General features: G+C 66.3%; 1 protein-coding gene and 1 pseudogene. Both read right to left on the bottom strand.

The features are described 5' to 3' along the window. Nucleotides 1–337 (bottom strand): annotated as a pseudogene (locus EOA29_RS32920) (hypothetical protein); the annotation flags it as partial. Nucleotides 338–594: 257 nt separating this feature from the next. Further along, nucleotides 595–2253, bottom strand: coding sequence for an acyl-CoA synthetase (locus EOA29_RS32915; protein WP_127222173.1), 1659 nt, complete (start codon nt 2251–2253; stop codon nt 595–597). Nucleotides 2254–2499: the final 246 nt, after the last annotated feature.

The following is a 2499-nucleotide window of genomic DNA, read 5'->3' as shown; positions in this document are numbered from 1 at the left end:
CCACGATGCTTGGGCCCTCGTCGCTATTGGCGTATCGCAGCCCGTCGAGCATGCCGAAGCCGATGTCGGAAGCGCTGAGGCTTTCGAGATTGATCGTGCCGGTCGCTGGAAAATCCTTGACCGAGAGCGGGCCGAGCAGGGCGGACAGGCGCTTTTCGAGATCGGCACGCGCCTTCTCGTTGGCGGCATCGAGCGCTTCCACGGCGGCATTCGAGCTTTCCTGCGCCGCGATGTCGGAAATCGCCTTGTCGCGTGCCGCGATATAGTCGTCCTCCGGCGAGGCGGCGAAAGTCACGCTGCCTGCAAGCGCAAAGAGAAGCGTCCAGATCAACCGCATGATGTAACCCTCGCGCCCGTTCTATCCCAATGACATACGCACATTTGAAGACAAGATTAGGCTAAAAAAAGACTGAGCGCGTGGCGCCGTAGATCTCCCCCCTCGAGGGGGAGATGGCCGCGAAGCGGCCAGAGGGGGGCGCCGCGCGTGGGGCGCCGACGCCTTTCGCGGCGCGAGACGACGCTGGCGATCTATGTGAGACGACCCCTCTGTCGCCTTCGGCGACATCTCCCCCTCGAGGGGGGAGATCGGCAACATCACCCCTTCCGCTTCTCCACCTCCGCCTTCCTGAGCAGAAACCGCTGGATCTTGCCGCTTGGCGTCTTCGGCAGCTCGCCGACGAACTCGACCTCGCGCGGATAGGAATGCGCCGAAAGCCGCTTCTTCACGTGCTGGGCGAGCTCCTCGCCAAGCGCTTCGCTGCCCTTGAAGGCCGGCGCCAGCACGACGAAGGCCTTGACGATCTCGGTACGCTGCGGATCGGGTACGCCGACGACCGCCGCCTCGTTGACGGCCGGATGCTCGATCAGCGCGCTTTCGACGTCGAACGGTCCGATGCGGTAGCCGGACGAGGTGATGACGTCGTCCGCCCTGCCGATGAAGGAGACCGAGCCGTCCGGCTCATACTCCACCGTGTCGCCGGTGCGGTAATAGCCGCCCGATATCGCCGGCGTCGCCGCCTGGTGGTAGCCGTCGAACCAGCGCAGCGGCGAGTTCGCGATATCGACGGCAAGCACGCCCGGCTGGTTGGGGCCGAGCTCGTTGCCCGCTTCGTCGAGCACCACCATGCGGTAGCCCGGCATGGCGAAGCCGGCCGAGCCCGCGCGGACGAGATGGGCCAGTCCGTGGTGGTTGTTGACCATCATGCCGTTCTCGGTCTGGCCGTAATGGTCGTGGATGGGGGCGGCGAGATGGGCGTCGAACCAGCGGATCACCTCCGGATTGAGCGGCTCGCCGGCGCTGCTCACCACGCGCAGCCTGCCCTTGACGCGGGCGGCTGCCTCAGGCCCCTCCGCCATCAGCAGGCGATAGGCGGTGGGCGAGCCGGCGAGGCTGGTGACGCCCAGACGCTCGATGATGTCGTAGGTGCTTTTGGCGTTGAAGGCGCCTTCGTAGAAGGTGGTGGCGATCCCGAGCTGCAAGGGCCCGGCGATGGCGTAGTAGAGCCCATAGGCCCAGCCCGGGTCGGCGATGTTCCAGAACACGTCGTCGGCGCGAAGCCCGATCGCGTCGCGCATATAGGCGCCGAAGGCGAGCAGGGCGTTGAGCGGCACCGGCACGCCTTTCGGGTGCCCCGTCGTGCCGGAAGTCGACATCATCATGAACAGGTCGGAGCCTTTGCGCATCACGGGCTCGCAATCGGGAGAGGCGGCGGCCAGGGCGGCGCGGAAATCGATGTCGCCCGCGGGGAGGGTATCGCCGGCGCCAAGGACGGTCGCGATGCGCGGATGGTTTTCCACCTCGTCGAGCTTGCCGTGGTTGGCGGGGTTGGTCACCACCAGCTTGGCGTGGCTATAGCCCAGCCGATGCTCGATCGCCTTCGGGCCGAACGCGGTGAACAGCGGCTGGTAGACGGCACCGACGCGCCATGCGCCGAGGATCAGCGCCACCAATTCCGGGATGCGCGGCAGCATGCCGGCAACGACATCGCCGGGGCGCACGCCAAGCTCTTTCAGAAGATTGCCGACGCGGCCCGACATGTCGGCGAGATCGTCGAAGGTGAATTCGCCGAGCTCGCCGGTCGCCGAGATCGCGCGCAGCGCCAGCCGGTTCTCTCCCGTGTAGCGGCCGCAGCATTCGACATAGGCGTTGATGCCGCTCGCCGGATCGCCGTGAAGTTTTGCGATCTCGTCCTCGATACGGAAGCGCTGGACGGCGTCCTCATAGCGCGGCGTCGCCGTACGCATTTCGGTCATGGAATCCTCCCTCGGCCGCACGCCGCCGCCCCATGGCGTGGACAGGAGGAGAGATTGCCCGAAAAGATGGCTCGGGTCGATTGCGGCGAAAGTCGAGGGGAGCGAGGTCGGCGTTCCGTCACACCCCCCTCTGTCCTGCCGGACATCTCCCCCGCAAGGGGGGAGATTGGCAGTTCGAATGGCGGCGCCTTCCTTGCAACGCTGGAGATTGGCGAAAACCGGCGCGACATCCGATCTCCCCCCTTG

Source organism: Mesorhizobium sp. M1E.F.Ca.ET.063.01.1.1, from assembly GCF_003998155.1.
In the GTDB taxonomy this organism is placed as follows: Bacteria; Pseudomonadota; Alphaproteobacteria; order Rhizobiales; family Rhizobiaceae; genus Mesorhizobium.
Note: the sequence above shows the minus strand (reverse complement) of the source record. Positions and strands in the feature narration are given on the sequence as shown.